Annotated in this window: 15 protein-coding genes; 6 read left to right on the forward strand and 9 right to left on the reverse strand. The window is 57.0% G+C overall.

The window, feature by feature from the left end; all coding sequences use genetic code 11:
• From KGA88_RS01910 to KGA88_RS31390, 6 genes are all read left to right on the forward strand, one after another.
• The coding region (locus KGA88_RS01910) for an ABC transporter permease (RefSeq protein WP_223588479.1) at positions 1-692 on the forward strand (692 nt) is incomplete at its 5' end.
• Positions 693-694: 2 nt separating this feature from the next.
• The gene (locus tag KGA88_RS01915; RefSeq protein ID WP_223588481.1) at positions 695-2,341 is read left to right on the forward strand and encodes an ABC transporter ATP-binding protein; all 1,647 of its coding nucleotides are present in this window, start codon (positions 695-697) and stop codon (positions 2,339-2,341) included.
• A gap of 9 nt (positions 2,342-2,350) precedes the next feature.
• A complete protein-coding gene (locus KGA88_RS01920) occupies positions 2,351-3,061 on the forward strand; it encodes an NAD(P)H-dependent oxidoreductase (protein WP_223588484.1) in 711 nt (236 codons plus the stop codon).
• A 1,470-nt stretch (positions 3,062-4,531) separates the two neighbouring features.
• Positions 4,532-4,987, forward strand: a complete 456-nt coding sequence (locus tag KGA88_RS01925) for a YMGG-like glycine zipper-containing protein (protein WP_223588487.1) — start codon at positions 4,532-4,534, stop codon at positions 4,985-4,987.
• Positions 4,988-5,274: 287 nt separating this feature from the next.
• Positions 5,275-6,885 (forward strand): mechanosensitive ion channel family protein, encoded by a 1,611-nt coding sequence (locus KGA88_RS01930; RefSeq protein WP_223588489.1) that lies wholly within the window; start codon positions 5,275-5,277, stop codon positions 6,883-6,885.
• A gap of 25 nt (positions 6,886-6,910) precedes the next feature.
• Positions 6,911-7,039: a hypothetical protein gene (locus KGA88_RS31390; RefSeq protein WP_263295988.1), complete on the forward strand. Its 129-nt coding sequence runs from the start codon at positions 6,911-6,913 to the stop codon at positions 7,037-7,039.
• Between the two features lie 118 nt (positions 7,040-7,157).
• On the opposite strand, the gene KGA88_RS01935 is transcribed toward KGA88_RS31390, so the two are convergent.
• The 9 genes from KGA88_RS01935 to KGA88_RS01975 all read right to left on the reverse strand — a co-directional run bounded on the left by KGA88_RS01935 (position 7,158) and on the right by KGA88_RS01975 (position 15,200).
• Positions 7,158-7,658 carry an outer membrane beta-barrel protein gene (locus KGA88_RS01935; protein ID WP_110658710.1) on the reverse strand — a complete coding sequence of 167 codons (501 nt, stop codon included), beginning with the start codon at positions 7,656-7,658 and terminating at the stop codon, positions 7,158-7,160.
• A 70-nt stretch (positions 7,659-7,728) separates the two neighbouring features.
• Positions 7,729-9,228 (reverse strand): EAL domain-containing protein, encoded by a 1,500-nt coding sequence (locus tag KGA88_RS01940; protein ID WP_223588492.1) that lies wholly within the window; start codon positions 9,226-9,228, stop codon positions 7,729-7,731.
• A gap of 338 nt (positions 9,229-9,566) precedes the next feature.
• Entirely contained in the window at positions 9,567-10,604 is a 1,038-nt protein-coding gene (locus KGA88_RS01945; protein WP_223588494.1) for a helix-turn-helix domain-containing protein, read from the reverse strand.
• A gap of 76 nt (positions 10,605-10,680) precedes the next feature.
• Entirely contained in the window at positions 10,681-11,013 is a 333-nt protein-coding gene (locus KGA88_RS01950; RefSeq protein WP_110658716.1) for a hypothetical protein, read from the reverse strand.
• A gap of 153 nt (positions 11,014-11,166) precedes the next feature.
• Positions 11,167-11,457: a hypothetical protein gene (locus KGA88_RS01955; protein ID WP_110658722.1), complete on the reverse strand. Its 291-nt coding sequence runs from the start codon at positions 11,455-11,457 to the stop codon at positions 11,167-11,169.
• Between the two features lie 173 nt (positions 11,458-11,630).
• Positions 11,631-12,113, reverse strand: coding sequence for a hypothetical protein (locus tag KGA88_RS01960; RefSeq protein WP_223588496.1), 483 nt, complete (start codon positions 12,111-12,113; stop codon positions 11,631-11,633).
• A complete protein-coding gene (locus KGA88_RS01965; protein ID WP_223588498.1) occupies positions 12,110-12,931 on the reverse strand; it encodes a transcriptional regulator in 822 nt (273 codons plus the stop codon). Before KGA88_RS01965 ends, KGA88_RS01960 begins: the two co-directional genes overlap by 4 nt.
• Positions 12,932-14,340: 1,409 nt before the next feature.
• Complete coding sequence (locus tag KGA88_RS01970; protein ID WP_223588500.1) at positions 14,341-14,682, reverse strand: hypothetical protein; 342 nt, start codon at positions 14,680-14,682, stop codon at positions 14,341-14,343.
• 56 nt (positions 14,683-14,738) lie between these two features.
• Positions 14,739-15,200, reverse strand: a complete 462-nt coding sequence (locus tag KGA88_RS01975) for a hypothetical protein (protein ID WP_223588655.1) — start codon at positions 15,198-15,200, stop codon at positions 14,739-14,741.
• Between the last annotated feature and the right edge of the window lie 27 nt (positions 15,201-15,227).

The following is a 15,227-nucleotide window of genomic DNA, read 5'->3' on the forward strand; positions in this document are numbered from 1 at the left end:
GCTTTGAACCGTGGGGCGGGCAGTTCCTGTTGGGCACCGATAACCTGGGGCGCGACATGTTCAGCCGCCTGGTCTATGGCGCGCGCAACACCCTGGGCATTGCGTTCCTGACCACGGTGCTGGCGTTTCTGCTCGGTGGCTTGAGCGGCCTGATTGCGGCGATCAAGGGCGGCTGGGTCGACCAGGGATTGTCGCGGGTGGTGGACATCCTGATGGCCATCCCGCAACTGATCTTTGCCTTGCTGATCCTCAGCGTGGTCGGCACCAACGCCACGTCGCTGGTGTTGGTGATTGCGCTGCTGGATGCGACGCGGGTGTTCCGACTGTCTCGCGCGGTGGCGATGAACGTAGTGGTGCAGGACTTCGTCGAAGCCGCACGCCTGCGCGGTGAAGGCCTGTGGTGGCTGGTGACCCGCGAAGTGCTGCCAAACGCAGCGGCACCGCTGATTGCCGAGTTCGGCCTGCGCTTCTGCTTTGTGTTCCTGTTCATCAGTGCGCTGTCGTTCCTTGGCCTGGGCATCCAGCCGCCCACCGCCGACTGGGGCAGCATGGTGCGCGACAACGCGGTGCTGATCACCTTCGGCGACATCAGCCCGTTGCTGCCCGCCCTGGCCGTGGCCGTGATCACGGTCAGCGTCAATTTCGTCGTCGACTGGATGCTGCACAAATCCAGCGGCCTCAAGGAATGCTGAACATGACGACTTCGAAACCTTTGCTGGAAATCCGCAACCTGCACATCGAAGGCCATTACGAGGACGCCTGGCATCCGCTGATCAAGGGCATCGACCTGACCCTGCAGCGGGGTGAGGTACTCGGGCTGATCGGCGAGTCCGGCGCGGGCAAGTCGACCCTCGGCTTGTCGGCCATGGGTTATACCCGCGACGGCTGCCGGATCACCGGCGGCTCGGTGCATTTCGACGGCATCGACTTGCTCAAGGCCAAGCCCGAAGCCCTGCGCAAGCTGCGCGGCCTGCGCATCGCCTATGTGGCACAGAGCGCGGCGGCCTCGTTCAACCCGGCCCACCGACTGATCGACCAGCACGTCGAAACCGCCGTGAAGAACGGCGGTATGAGCCGCGAACAGGCGATGCGCGAAGCGGTGGAGTTGTATCGGGTGCTGCGTTTACCCAATCCCGAAACCATCGGCCAGCGTTATCCGCACCAGGTCTCCGGCGGCCAGTTGCAGCGGGTCATGACCGCCATGGCCATGGCTTGTCATCCGGACCTGATCATCTTCGATGAACCGACCACGGCCCTGGACGTCACCACCCAGATCGAAGTGCTGGCGGCCATTCGCGATGCGGTAGCCACCTACGGCAGCGCCGCCATCTACATCAGCCACGACCTGGCGGTGGTGGCGCAGATGGCCGACCGCATCATGGTGTTGCGCCACGGCAAACTGGTGGAAGAGGCCGAGACGCGCAAAATGCTCGGCGACCCGCAGGAGGACTACACCAAGTCGCTGTGGGCGGTGCGCAGTTTCCGCACCGAACCCAAGGCCTGTCCGCAGCAGGAACAACCCTTGCTGGAACTGCGCAACAGTTGCGCCAGCTACGGCCAGCAACCGGTGCTGCACGACGTGTCGTTGAAGCTGTATCGCGGCCAGACCCTGGCGGTGATCGGCGAATCCGGCAGCGGCAAAAGCTCGACGGCGCGGCTGATCACCGGTTTGCTGCCACCGACCTACGGCCAGGTGCTGTACGACGGCGAGCCATTGCCGGCGGACTTCCGCCAGCGCAGCAAGGAGCAACTGCGGCGCATCCAGATGATCTACCAGATACCCGACACGGCACTCAATCCGCGTCAGCGCATCGTCGACATCATCGGCCGGCCGCTGACGTTCTACCTCGGCCTCAAGGGCAAGGCCATGCGTGCCCGGGTTGCCGAGCTGCTGGAGATGATCGAACTCGACCCGGCGACCTTCATGGAGCGTCAGCCCCGTGAACTGTCCGGCGGGCAGAAACAACGCATCTGCATCGCCCGGGCGTTGGCGGCCGATCCGCAACTGATCATTTGCGACGAAGTGACCTCGGCGCTGGACCAACTGGTGGCCGAAGGCGTGCTGAAATTGCTCAACCGCATCCAGCAACAACTGGGTGTCGCCTACCTGTTCATCACCCACGATGTTGCTACAGTGCGAGCCATTGCCGATGAGGTATTGGTCATGCAACGGGGCAGGGTGGTGGACCACGGCTCGCGCAGCCAGATCTTCACCCCGCCGCATCAGGACTACACCGGGCTGCTGTTTTCTTCCGAACCGCAAATGGACCCCGACTGGCTCGACCGGTTGCTGGCCACGCGCGCTTCCACTTCTTCAACCGATACGCTGGAACAAGTCTAAGGAACCACCATGAAAGTACTGATCGTCCACGCTCACCCGGAGCCGCAATCCTTCACCGCCGCCCTGCGGGACCAGGCTGTTACCACCCTCGAAGCCCAGGGCCACGAAGTGCAGGTCAGCGACCTGTACAAAATGAACTGGAACCCGGTGGCCAGCGACGCGGACTTCTCGAATCGGGAAAACCCCGAATACCTGGTCTATGCCCTGGAACAACGCCTGGGCGCGAAGAGCCAATCACTGGCGGCGGACATCCAGTCTGAACTGGACAAGCTGCTGTGGGCCGACCTGTTGATCCTCAACTTCCCGATTTTCTGGTTCTCTGCCCCGGCCATGCTCAAGGGCTGGATCGACCGCGTGCTGGTGTCGGGGATTTGCTATGGCGGCAAGCGCTTCTACGATCAGGGTGGCCTGGCTGGCAAAAAGGCGCTGGTGACCGTGACCCTGGGTGGTCGTGAACACATGTTTGGCGAAGGCGCGATCCACGGCCCGCTGGAAGACATGCTGCGGCCGATCCTGCGTGGCACGTTGGCTTACGTCGGGTTCGATGTGCTGGAACCGTTCGTGGCCTGGCATGTGCCGTACATCAGTGAAGAGGCGCGCCAGCAATTTCTGGTCGACTACGACCAGCGGTTGCAGCACCTGAGCGACGACCAGCCGCTGGTATTCCCGAAGCTGGCGCAGTTCGATGACAAGCTCTATCCGCTGACCACAAAAGCCTGATCAGCGCCACAAAACCTGTAGGAGCTGGCTTGCCAGCGATGGTCGTTAACGATAACGCGTGTGAACCGGATAAACGCGGCGCACATGAGGCCATCGCCAGCAAGCCGGCTCCTACAGTTTGGTGTTCACATCATTTCGACCCGGACGCGGTCCCTTGTAGGGGCTGGCTTGCCAGCGATGGTCGTTAACGATAACGCGTACAAACTGGATAAACGCGGCGCACTGGAGTCCATCGCCAGCAAGCCGGCTCCTACAGTTTGGTGTTCACATTATTTCGACTCGGACGCGGTCCCGTGTAGGGGCTGGCTTGCCAGCGATGGTGGTTAACGATGACGCGTATGACCTGGATAATCGCGGCGCACTGGAGTTCATCGCCAGCAAGCCGGCTCCTACAGTTTGGCGCTCACATCATTTCGACCAGGACGCGGTCCCTTGTAGGAGCTGGCTTGCCAGCGATGGTGGTTAACGATAACGCGCATCAACCGGATAAACGCGGCGCACTGGAGGCCATCGCCAGCAAGCCGGCTCCTACAGTTTGGTGTTCACATCATTTCGACCCGGACGCGGTCCCTTGTAGGGGCTGGCTTGCCAGCGATGGTCGTTAACGATAACGCGCCTCAACCGGATAAACGCGGCGCACTGGAGTCCATCGCCAGCAAGCCGGCTCCTACAGTTTGGCGTTCACATCATTTCGACCCGGACGCGGTCCCTTGTAGGGGCTGGCTTGCCAGCGATGGTGGTTAACGATGACGCGTAGGACCTGGATAATCGCGGCGCACTGGAGTTCATCGCCAGCAAGCCGGCTCCTACAGTTTGGTGTTCACATCATTTCGACCCGGACGCGGTCCCTTGTAGGAGCTGGCTTGCCAGCGATGGTCGTTAACGATAACGCGCATCAACCGGATAAACGCGGCGCACATGAGTCCATCGCCAGCAAGCCGGCTCCTACAGTTTGGCGTTCACATCATTTCGACCAGGACACGGTCCCTTGTAGGGGCTGGCTTGCCAGCGATGGTCGTTAACGATAACGCGTGTGAACCGGATAAACGCGGCGCACATGAGGCCATCGCCAGCAAGCCGGCTCCTACAGTTTGGCGCTCACATCATTTCGACCAGGACGCGGTCCCTTGTGGAGCTGGCTTGCCAGCGATGGTCGTTAACGATAACGCGCCTCAACCGGATAAACGCGGCGCACATGAGGCCATCGCCAGCAAGCCGGCTCCTACAGTTTGGCGCTCACATCATTTCGACCAGGACGCGTCCCTTGTAGGAGCCGGCTTGCTGGCGATGGCGGTGTGTCAGACGAAACAGGCGTCGACTGACAAGACGCCATCGCTGCGATGCGGCGAACCGACAAACCAGCTCTCCTACAGGTGGAAATCGAACCCACCGTTGGTCAGTAACCGGGTGGCTGAGCGGGGCTGATCTAAACTCCTTTTGGGGGTGAACCGCGGTCTTCCGGAGGTCATCATGAAAAGGTTTTCACCGCTCAGCTTGTGCATCGCCCTGTCGGTTTTCAGTGCCCCGGGATGGGCGCAAACGGTAGTGCCGATGAAAGGGCAAAGTTCGCAACAAACCCAGGCCGACATCAACGAATGCAACAGCATCGCCGCCAGCCAAAGCGCTTCGACGTCCTCTACCCCTTCGGGCGGGCGGGTCAAGGGTGCCGCTGTCGGGGCCGCCGCTGGCGCAACGGCTGCCCAGGTGCGCGGCAATCAGCATGACGAAGCCTATGATCGTGTCGACGATGACAGGAAGCAGGACTATCGCCAGAACCAGGCCAAATCGACGGCAGCGGCCGGGATGGTGGTCGGTGGTTCGCGTCAGCGCCAGGAACGCCGGGCGGACGAGAAAACCACCCAGGCGAACACCGCGTCGGCTTACAGCAGCTGTTTGCAGGGCAAGGGTTATCAGGTCAATCCTTGAATCGGGTACGGAACATATTGTGGGAGCGAGCCTGCTCGCGATGGCGGCGGCACATTCAACATCAAGGTGTCTGATACACCGTCTTCGTGAGCAGGCTCGCTCCCACAGGGATCTTCAGTGTTTCGAGAATCCGCTCAGAGCATATTTTCAGGGGCTTGAGCTCGATGTTTCAAGGAAACAGACGGGCAAGGAAACTGCGTGTAGCTCAAATCTGACAACCGTTCATCGGTGAACTACGCTGCGGTACGTACCCTCGATTTGAATTATGTGAAGTAAGGATCCGACACATGCGGAGCAGGCTGCTCGCTGTAATGTTTACTGTTTTCGGGATGTTTTGGTCGGTGCAACTGTGGGCCGAGGACGCGCCGAAAGTGGTTGATGCTCCCGCTGAATTGAAAGTCGCCAACCGCAGCGTCATGGTGTTTCGTGCGACCCTCCTCGGCGAAGGCCCGGCCTCGCGGGTCAAACGGGCGAAAACCGTGATCGGTGAGGTGCTGGATGACGCTGACGACCTCAATGTCACCCTCGACCCGATCATGAAAAGCTACATGGTGCTGCTGGGCAGCCGGCGCGCCTTTATCGTTTCGCCCAAGGACTTCGACGAGACTGAATATGACTCGGTGCAGCAGGCCGCCGAAGCCGCGGCCGACAGACTGCGCCAGGTCGTGGCCGAAACCCGCGAAGCCCGCAGCCTGCAGTTGATCCTGCGCTCGGTAGTCGCCGCGTTGATCGCCACCGGCATTTACATCGCGCTGCTGTTTGGCATGTCGTACCTGCGGCGCAGAGTGCTGAAGAAGCTGCCCGAATTGATGCATCGGCACACCAAGGCCCTGAAGGTCGGGCGGGTTCCGCTGGTCGACGCCAATTATCTGTACCCGCTGGCCAGCCGCCTGCTGGAGCTGGTGCGCTGGATCGTCGTGTTGCTGCTGACGTACGAATGGCTGGGCTTTGTCCTGTCACGTTTTCCCTATACTCGGCCCTGGGGCGAAAGCCTCAACAACTATCTGCTGGAGCTTGGCGACTATCTGCTGCAAGGGATCGTCGGTGCCATACCCGGGCTGGGCGTGGCGCTGGCGATATTCTTCATCGCGCGCGGCGCCACCGCATTCATGCGGCGGATACTGCGGCGCATGGCGGCACCGGGCACCTTCAGCTGGCTGAACCATGAAACCCTGCAACCGACCCAACGCCTGACCTCCCTGGCGATCTGGCTGTTTGCCCTGGCCATGGCTTATCCGTACCTGCCGGGTGCCGGCACCGATGCATTCAAAGGCTTGTCGGTGTTGATCGGCCTGATGATTTCCCTGGGCGCCACCAGCGTGGTCGGCCAGGCAGCGGCAGGCTTGATCCTGACCTACACCCGAACCCTGCGCCCCGGTGAGTTCGTGCGTATTGGCGACTACGAAGGCACGGTGACCGAACTTGGCATGTTCACCACCAGCATTCGCACCGGCCTGGGCGAGGTGCTGACCCTGCCCAATTCGATGATCACCGGCACCGTCACCAAGAACTACTCGCGGGTGGTGCAAGGCCCCGGCTACGTGGTCGACACGGTCGTGACCATCGGCTACGACACGCCGTGGCGCCAGGTGGAGGCGATGCTGCTGGAGGCCGCGGCACGCACGCCGGGGATTCTCGAAGTGCCGCCGGCCCAGGTGTTCCAGACCGCATTGTCGGACTTCTACCCAGAATATCGGCTGGTGGCCCAGGCCATTCCTAGTCAGCCCCGGCCTCGAGCGGTGCTGCTGAGCATGCTGCACGCCAACATCCAGGATGTGTTCAACGAGTACGGCGTGCAGATCATGTCGCCGCACTATCTGGGCGATCCGCAACACGAGAAATGGGTGCCCCGGGACAAGTGGTACACGGCACCCGCGCAAGAACCGAAGGAATCCTGATTACGCCTGAAAGGGAGTTCGCACCATGATCGAGTTTGTGCTCCATGCCTTGCGGACCGACCAGGAAATCGCGGTGTTCCTGGCCATTGCCCTGGGCGTCTTCATCGGCCGCATCCACATTGGCAGTTTTCACCTCGGCTCGGTAGCCGGTTAGCGGGGTACTCAAAAGCGCCGGCAAGGGCTCCGGGTTTTGGCGTTAATGGCTTTTTTGGCGCTATGCGGGGGGATAGAGTGCGTTGAGCGACCGGCAAGGCCGCTCAGTTGTAGCGGTATTAGAAAAGCATGTAGGCCGATGCGGTCGTCTGGTTCAGGTCGATCTCTCCGACCTCCAGGACTTCGTATTCCGCGCGCAGGCCGATGTTGCGAAAGACATCGAACTCCACGCCGACGCCGTAGGTCAGGTCAACCCCGGTATCGTCGTCAGTGGCATTGCCATCGGCATCCCAGGCGTGAGCGCCGACGCTGCCGAATAACCGCAATCGGTCACCCAGCGGAAAGCCGACATGGGCGGCAGCCTGGGCCGACTTGCCATCGAAATCGACGTTCTTGTCCTTGAATTGACCGAGATCGACATAGGCCCCCTCGAAGGCCAGGTAGCTATTGACGCGATAACCTGCATAAACCTTGTAGCTGGTGTCCTCGTCGTCGAGCCGGGATTCATCGGTCTGAATGCTGGTTACGCCAGCGCCAAGATATAAACCTTTGTCATCAGCGAGCGCCTGGACAGACAGCAACGATAGCAGTGAAGCGAAGCCAAGGTTTCGAAGTAGCATGGGTTGTGGAGTCCTTGTACAGGTTTGTCAGGTGTTAGGGTTCGGCGAGCATTTGATGGGCCATGAGGGGTTAATAGAAGTCATTGATTGGTATTTTTGAGGCGTAGGGCGGGATGTTTGCCGGACATTGAAAGTAGCGTCTTGCCAACGCTTGGATGGGCAGCGCTTTGCAGAACAACCAGCCTTGCGCCAATAGGACTCCCTCCGACACCAGGTGCGGCAGTTGCTCCGCAGTCTCGACACCTTCGGCCACGACCTTGAGTCTTAGCGACCTGGCCAACTGGGCAATGTGTCGCCACAGGGCATCCTTGGCCGCGATCCTGTCGCCTGCGATGAACGAGCGATCTATTTTGAGAATGTCGAAAGGCACTGAATCGAGGAGCGCGAGGTTGGAGTAACCGATACCGAAGTCGTCCACGGCAATGCGATGACCGCACGCCCGAAGCCGTTGCAGTTGCATGGCGGCAGGCTTCTGGTCGAGCAGGGTTCTTTCGGTAATTTCAAAGGCCATGGCTGACGCAGGCATGTTGTAGGTCGCCAGCACGCTGGCCACATAGTCTGGAAAGCTCGGGTCCTGAATATCCTGGGCGCAAAGATTGACCGTAATGTAGAAATCCTTGCACGCCCAAAGGTAAGTGCTGTAGTCCTCCGCTACTTGTCGAATCACCGAACGCGTCAGTTTGCGGATCAAGTCAGACTTCTCCGCCACCGCAATGAAAACGTCCGCAGGCACAGGAGTGCCGTTGTCGCTCCAGTGAGAAAGAGATTCGGCGCCCACCAGATAACCCGTCGTCAAATTGACGATGGGCTGATAGTGAACACCCAGTGCGTTGGCTTTCAGGGCATGGCGAAGCCGGACGGCGGTCGAGGTGTAATGACGATGGATACACCTTGCGAGCAAGAGCAGCACTGCGAACGCGCAGGCAAGGCCAATGAATAATTTGAATTTGAGGTCTGTCAGGGCACTCAACGGCAGAGAAATGACGGAAATCAGTTCATTTCGGTTGCCGGCAAAGGCGATGAGGACCTTGTCTGTCGAGGTCACCAGTTCTTCAAGGTGGAACGGCTTCTGCATCGTCAGGGGGGTGGCGGCCGTAGAGGCAATGGGGACTGCGCCGCCGGGACCGATCAGGTCCAGTTGCAGGTCCTTGGGGAACTTCAAATTGTCGAGCAGGATCTTCTTGTTTGCCCAGACATAGGTTGATCGTTCCGACACGATGATGAAGTCGCTGTCCGCGGAAACTGCCTGGCCAGAATCCACCCAATAGGTTCGCTTTCCAACGGAAAACTTGCGCTTTTCGTTACCGGCCAGTATCGACGGGAGTTCTTGTCCGTAGGAGGAACAGATCTTGCCATTGGGCAACTGGATTGCCGCCTGATCAACAAAACGCAGGTTTTTAACCAGATCGGACAGTTGTGAATATTGCTCGACAGAGCATGCCTGGCCCGAACGATCAAAATCGCCGAGCGTTTCCAGTACCTTGTCGATCTGCGCATTGGGCTCCACTTGAGCCGCGCGCAGATCGGCATAAACGTTGTTCAACTTCCGTGCAATGAATAGCTCCGCCATTCCTCCAGCACAGAACCATGCGGCCCAACCCGCTGCAGCAATCAGGCATACAGCGACTGCGTGCCTTCCAAGTAACGCTTTATATGCGGCAACCATCGAAAAACCCCGAGGTGTCAATATTTCACTGTGCACTGCTGTAGTCGTGGATAAAACGCCTTCAGTACCAGTCAATGACCCAGGCCAATAAGATGCCGCTTGCGTAGACGGCAATGCATAGAGCGATCTTCTGCTTGAGTGGCAGTGTATTTATTCGATGATGCATGCTTATCTCCTTGAGTGGGAAAATAAGCAATTGTGGGTACCTGTGGTTGATCAAGGAAAATTATTAATCATCATTTTCAGGGCTTTGATGAAAGTCCGTTAACGAGATAACTTCTCTGGTCAGCCATCTGGTTGTAAATGGATGAGGTGGTGTTCCTGGGTTTGGCTGAGTTGCGCCTGGCCGTTTCTGACGGTGACTCTCCGTAAGCAATCTGATAGGCCTTGGAAAACCGACCCAGATGGTGAAAGTTCCAGAACATCGCGGTTTCTGTGACGGTGGGCCAGGTTTTATTAATCAGGTCGCGACGGGCACTTGCCAGTCTCAAATTTCTGATATAGGCCATTGGTGACATCCCGAAGGTTTCAATAAAACCAAAGTGCAGGGTGCGTGTGGTGGTTTCAAGTTGCCTTACGAGTGATTTTATATTGAGTGTTTTTTTTGTATTTTCATGAATGTACTCGATGGCTTGTATCGCCACCTTTCGCCTGGTTGGCACCTTGCGGTTGATGCCGCCAGCGGGTGTCAACGCCTGCAATAGCGAAGCAAGTACCGTACTTTCTATCGCTGAACGCTGCGCTTCGCCCAATTGTGGTGAGGCACAGTCGTTGATGTCGACGCACGCAGCGCTGATGGCTTGAATGGCCGACTGGATGAATTGAAAGTTTTCAGCCTGAAAACTGTGGTTTGTCCTGTTGGCAAGGATGTCTATGACACGGTGTTGTTGGCGGCATCGGTCATAGTGCTCCAGCGTTGTGGTGATGGTGAAAAGTGTTTCGTTCGGTTCGCAGGTGTAATCCACCGATTCATCGCTGTGCAGTACGATGACTTCATTCGGCCGTAGTTTGTGATTGTTTACGACGGGGCACCCAATCGGCGACTGGGAAATGGCGAACGTCACGAATCCGGCTGGGACAGAACTGACCAGGGTGACGGATGAGTCGAACTCAAGGCGACTGCACTGGAGTACGGGGCTGTGAAAGAGTTTGTGTTGCCGAATGCGCGCCTCATGCTCAGTCGGGATCAGGCTCATTTCCCAATTGCCAATTGTTCTGTTCAGTTGGCTCGGCGAGGCAGAAGACAAATGAAAGATTTCATCGGGCGGTGCAATACTCATGAAATTGAAAGCTCATCTATTAAATGATCAGGATCAGGCCTGACGGGCAGTCATGGGGAAGATACGCATCGGCGTGTCAGAGTCCCCGGATCAGTTCCAATTCCGCCGAAAACGCGTACTTGCTGGCCAACGCCGAGTCATCCATGTGCTGAACGTTGCGCGGGTCGATTTTCGAACTGAAGATCTGCGATTGGGGTTTCATCGGGTCAATGGCTGCTGCTGTAAAGGAGTAAAAATCGTCAATACGATAACCGGTTTTTACCTGATAGCCAGTTTTCACGGTGCTTGGGGCCTTTTTGTTGGTTTCGACACTCGTCAATTTTGTACTGTAGATGCCCTTGTCGTCGGCCATGGCCTTGAGGGAAAGCAATAAACCAAACGACACGGTGACGAATTTTTTCAGTAGCATCGAGGCGATTCCTTGTTAACAGTTTATTCAGGCAGAGCAGAATGTCAGTTGCGGCTCTGCCACGACTTGGGCTGCAAATACTCTCACTTCGATAGTGCCTGCCAAAGTCAATAACTCATATTTACGAGGTCGCCAGGATGGGTCGCATGCGCGTCAGAGTATTATCAGCGAACTGGCGTAACTCGTGCCGGCATCACCTTGTGGCGGGGTTGAGAGAGGGAAATCATCGTCCTGCTCGTCCGCGTGATACACATTTTCACTATGAATTTTCAGATGCGATAGTTTCTGAACGTCGTCCGGGCTTGTTTCAATTTCATAATACTCAATGGTCGTGCTTTCGACAGAGTGCTCGTCGTGCGCTAACGAATAAGCTGGCATGGCGGACAAAAATGCAACCGCCAGGAATCCGAATGTCGTCGATTTATGAATTCGCAGGAAATGCATGGCTTTCACTTGATTCTCCTGTGTAGGGCATTGTCCCGGACGAGAATCAAGCTGGCTCGATTCTAAAGGTTATCGGCGAGGGATTTTTGGCAGGAGAGGTGATTGATTCAAATCAATAAGGGTTATTTTTGTTTGAGAAGTTGTTTGGATGTCGAGTCGGTTCGCAAGGCCGGTCAATGGTTCATGCAGCGCAGGCGGCCAAGTTCATGTACATAAAAGCACACGGCGCTTTTGTCAGGTGTTGGAATCAATTCGTAATTTAGAATGGCACCTTCCTGCAAGACGTATTGACGTCTGAAGAACAGGTCGGGAGTCTTTTCAATGGCAAAAAGTTCATTGTCCTGGCTGAGCTTGATGTTGCTGACCTTGATCTCGACGTGTGTACTGCTTTCTCCGATGATATTCGCTGAAATGGTCGCATTGCGGATTTTCCCATTCAGGCTTTCCAGGGTTGTCCCAGTGAGTCGGCCATGCCCGATAGTCAGGTACTCTTCGGTGTTGAGTTGATTGAGATCTTCCAGCCATTGCCTTGTTTTTGTTTGATAACTGGTGTTTTCCATGTAGCGCGAGGGAGAGTAGAAAAGGGAAAAAAGACAGAGTGCATTGATCAAGGCAATGATCGGCCAGTGAACGGCTTGCGGAATTTTAAACTTCATAAGTTGACTTCCAGACATTGACGAATCATCAAGGCGAGGTCTCTTTCGCTGCTGTTCAATTGTAGATTTGCAGTGCTTTGGTCCGGGCGGATACACGAAACGGAGTAATTGGCTTTATACAGGTTGATCCAGACCTGGCCCTTCAGGCTTGGCGATAGCTGTTCAGTTTGTTTGACCGACAGGTCCATCAGCGCTTTAGCCTCGGCAAGATCGCTGCCCACGGCGTGTATGACCAGTCCATTGTTGTCGATACTGGAAATTTCAATTTTTGGCGCGTCGAAGTCAAACTGAAAAATAGTAAAGGCACCGACTGCCAGCGTAACGATGTAAGCGATCAGTTGAGCCTTTGTGATGCGGGTGGATTGTTCAGTTTTGGCTGATGGTGCCGGCGGCTCATCAATACCAGGTGACGCTGGTTGTCCAGGGCCGGGAGCGACTGGTTGCACAACTTCCTCTGTGGGTGCTGTTATATCTGCCGCAGCATCGACCATACAGTGTCGGTTGAAGCAGTATCCTCGTCGAGGAACAGTCATCAGAATCTCGTGATCTCGACCGTCATTAAGAATATTGCGTAGTGAGAAAACGGTTTGATTCAAACTACCGGAGGCAACCACGCGGTCGTTCCAGGTGTAGTCGATGATTTCGTCGCGGCTTTTAGTGACACCCGGCTCCATGAGCAGCAGGTCCAACAGGCGCGACTCAGCTCTACCTAGCGTGGAGTTTTGTACATCTCCATGGGGTGTTGTAATGCAAAGCACGGCGCTGTCTGGGTCGAATACGGCCACGGCGCCATTTTTCAACTTGAAGGTGTGGCTCATAGAAATCTTCCGTTCAGGCGATTCGGGCCTGAGTATAGGGGCCGGATTTGGCACGGTACATTCTGGTCGGAGAGTGTGCGCAGATGAGAGGCCAGGCGGAAGGTGCACCGGGTGTCACCGGACAATGCGGGATTGGCTCGTTTCAGCGGCGTGCAGTGCGGAAAACAAACCTGCCCGTCATTGGTAGCAGTTGAATCGAACAAAGGAAAAGCATGGCTGGATTACCCATGGGTTTTGAATTTGACTCGATAATGATGCTTGGAACGGACTAACTGCGCTATCCGAAAACTGCAAGCTCGGGCAGTTGGCATTGCGCTGGGCCAAGGTTTGAGCGAGTCGAACTAACTGTTTCGTCAAGGTATTAATTGTTACCTGAGTTGTTCGAGGTCCTCGGGATACAGATCAATGATGGTTTTTAGCGCGCCCGATTCATGGATGATTATTATTGATGCCAATTAGCTTTGAATCTGGATCGTTGCAGTTTTAAATGGATCTTGAGGAGCGTTGGCACAAATCACGTTCATGGTTTGTTTGTCGGTATTAAACGATCCTCGCCTCTTGTTTCAACGACCTTTACCCCGCGTCCTTCCATGGCGGACGCGGGGTTTTTTTTGGTTCTTTCACGGGATTAGCGGCCCCCTCATTGTCGACCCAGACGCGGTCCCTCGTACGAACCGGATAAACGCGGCGCACTTGCGTCCATCGCCAGCAAGCCGGCTCCTACAGTTTGGCGTCCAAATCATTTCAACCAGGACGCGGTCCCGTGTAGGAGCTGGCTTGCCAGCGATGGTCGTTAACGATGACGCGTATGAACTGGATAAACGCGGCGCACTTGCGTCCATCGCCAGCAAGCCGGCTCCTACAGTTTGGCGTCCAAATCATTTCGACCAGGACGCGGTCCCTCGTACGAACCGGATAAACGCGGCGCACTTGAGGTCATCGCCAGCAAGCCGGCTCCTACAGTTTGGCGTTCACATCATTTCGACTCGGACGCGGTCCCTTGTAGGAGCTGGCTTGCCAGCGATGGTCGTTAACGATAACGCGTGTGGGCTGGATAAACGCGGCGCACGTGAGTCCATCGCCAGCAAGCCGGCTCCTACAGTTTGGTGTTCACATCATTTCGACTCGGACGCGGTCCCTTGTAGGAGCTGGCTTGCCAGCGATGGTCGTTAACGATAACGCGTGTGGGCTGGATAAACGCGGCGCACGTGAGTCCATCGCCAGCAAGCCGGCTCCTACAGTTTTCCGGGAATGCGTGAAGAACCTGTTTTTGCGTTGTGCATTACCTGAATGCCGAATTGGGGGTTCGCGTCTGGGGAGTCGCAGGCCAGGCCTGGAGAGGAGAAGGGCAGGTGAGACAGCGCTGAGATTGCTCCTGAACATTTGAGCCGGCTAATCGCGGTCTGGCGCTACAAACATTCCTGTGCGGTGCGCTCGAAGCCCGATGGCTTGAAGGTCGAGGCCAGCAATTGGCGCTCGTACAAATACACCTTGCCGCCATCCTGTGCCCTATGGGTTTGCAGCACCGTGTCTACGGCGATCTTGCTCGAAACAACCACCCGGTAACTGCGTTCGCGTGCGGTCACGACAGGGTTCATCTCTTGGCCCTTCAACTTGGGTACGAGGCAGTCGACATACTGCTCGGGCGATTTGTCCGTTTGCAACGTTGAAGTCGGGTTGTTCGGGGATGAAGCGCAACCGGCCAGGAGCCAGACAGCGAACATCACGACAGGAACACAGGCAAGGCGCATAGGTGGAGCCCTCAAGTTCGATTCGGTTTGATTCGTTGAGTCATGGTCGCCGCCGATCAAGGCAAGACATCGTAACCACGTTGTTGCAGGCAACTGCTGTACACAGAGTTGTTGGCGGTAACGCTTTGCTGACTCGCGGCAAGATTCTGCCGACGCGCCTGACGTTGCCTGGAAGCCCCCACGACGGCGCCGGCCGCCGTGGCACTGTGTGCCCGGTTCTGGCGATAGTCTTGTTTGGTATCGTCGTCGATCTGGTCATAGAGGTTTTCATGTTGGCGGCCGCGCACTTCTGCCGCGGTCGCGGCGGCTACCGCGGCGGTTGCGGCGCCCTTTACCCGGCCGCCGGAAGGCACGGTGCCTTGGACCGGATGTTGCGCGTTGGCCTGGGATTGGCAGGCACTGGTGTCCTGCTGGATGGTCTGGGATGTCTGCCCCTTGAGGGGAACCACCGTCGCCGCCAGGGCGTTATTGCTCAGGAGCACTAAACAGGCCGTTAAGGCATGGGCGAGTATTTTCATCATTGAGTCTCACGTCAGGCGTCGGCA

Origin of the sequence: Pseudomonas sp. A-R-19 (genome assembly GCF_019956575.1) — a bacterium.
GTDB lineage: Bacteria > Pseudomonadota > Gammaproteobacteria > Pseudomonadales > Pseudomonadaceae > Aquipseudomonas.

Coding starts and splice junctions, on each gene's coding strand:
- KGA88_RS01915 (WP_223588481.1), top strand. CDS start 695: ATGACGACTTCGAAACCTTTGCTGGAAATCCGCAACCTGCACATCGAA.
- KGA88_RS01920 (WP_223588484.1), top strand. CDS start 2,351: ATGAAAGTACTGATCGTCCACGCTCACCCGGAGCCGCAATCCTTCACC.
- KGA88_RS01925 (WP_223588487.1), top strand. CDS start 4,532: ATGAAAAGGTTTTCACCGCTCAGCTTGTGCATCGCCCTGTCGGTTTTC.
- KGA88_RS01930 (WP_223588489.1), top strand. CDS start 5,275: ATGCGGAGCAGGCTGCTCGCTGTAATGTTTACTGTTTTCGGGATGTTT.
- KGA88_RS31390 (WP_263295988.1), top strand. CDS start 6,911: ATGATCGAGTTTGTGCTCCATGCCTTGCGGACCGACCAGGAAATCGCG.
- KGA88_RS01935 (WP_110658710.1), bottom strand. CDS start 7,658: ATGCTACTTCGAAACCTTGGCTTCGCTTCACTGCTATCGTTGCTGTCT.
- KGA88_RS01940 (WP_223588492.1), bottom strand. CDS start 9,228: ATGGCGGAGCTATTCATTGCACGGAAGTTGAACAACGTTTATGCCGAT.
- KGA88_RS01945 (WP_223588494.1), bottom strand. CDS start 10,604: ATGAGTATTGCACCGCCCGATGAAATCTTTCATTTGTCTTCTGCCTCG.
- KGA88_RS01950 (WP_110658716.1), bottom strand. CDS start 11,013: ATGCTACTGAAAAAATTCGTCACCGTGTCGTTTGGTTTATTGCTTTCC.
- KGA88_RS01955 (WP_110658722.1), bottom strand. CDS start 11,457: ATGCATTTCCTGCGAATTCATAAATCGACGACATTCGGATTCCTGGCG.
- KGA88_RS01960 (WP_223588496.1), bottom strand. CDS start 12,113: ATGAAGTTTAAAATTCCGCAAGCCGTTCACTGGCCGATCATTGCCTTG.
- KGA88_RS01965 (WP_223588498.1), bottom strand. CDS start 12,931: ATGAGCCACACCTTCAAGTTGAAAAATGGCGCCGTGGCCGTATTCGAC.
- KGA88_RS01970 (WP_223588500.1), bottom strand. CDS start 14,682: ATGCGCCTTGCCTGTGTTCCTGTCGTGATGTTCGCTGTCTGGCTCCTG.
- KGA88_RS01975 (WP_223588655.1), bottom strand. CDS start 15,200: ATGAAAATACTCGCCCATGCCTTAACGGCCTGTTTAGTGCTCCTGAGC.